The sequence below is a fragment of the Oceanobacillus saliphilus genome, assembly GCF_023522835.1.
GTDB classification, from domain to species: Bacteria; Bacillota; Bacilli; order Bacillales; family Amphibacillaceae; genus Oceanobacillus; species Oceanobacillus saliphilus.
The window spans coordinates 1-258 of the sequence record NZ_JALCZU010000218.1; the positions used below are offsets into that span (position 1 = coordinate 1).

At 36.0% G+C, this 258-nt stretch carries 1 protein-coding gene; it reads left to right on the forward strand.

Annotated elements, in window-relative coordinates; all coding sequences use genetic code 11:
• Positions 1 to 190 (forward strand): hypothetical protein (locus tag MN204_RS20970; RefSeq protein ID WP_249872981.1); only part of this gene is annotated, 190 nt, incomplete at its 5' end.
• Between the last annotated feature and the right edge of the window lie 68 nt (positions 191 to 258).

Genomic DNA, 258 nt, shown 5'->3' on the forward strand with positions numbered 1-258 from the left:
ATACTATGAAAGCCGACAAGACCGCAAAGCACGTTCTCGCCGATTAATTCAAAAAGGGGCTTTGCTAGAAAAATACTTTCAAGCTGATAACCTTTCGGTTGAACAAACCGAAGAACTTTTAAAAACATTTGCTGACTATGTTAACGCCCATAAACCGGATAAATTAAAAAACGATCAACCTAATAACTAGGCCGATCGTTTTTATTTTCTGGATCATTTTTAGGCTTTACTTCTGGGTTTTTATCTGCAAAGTTTTGT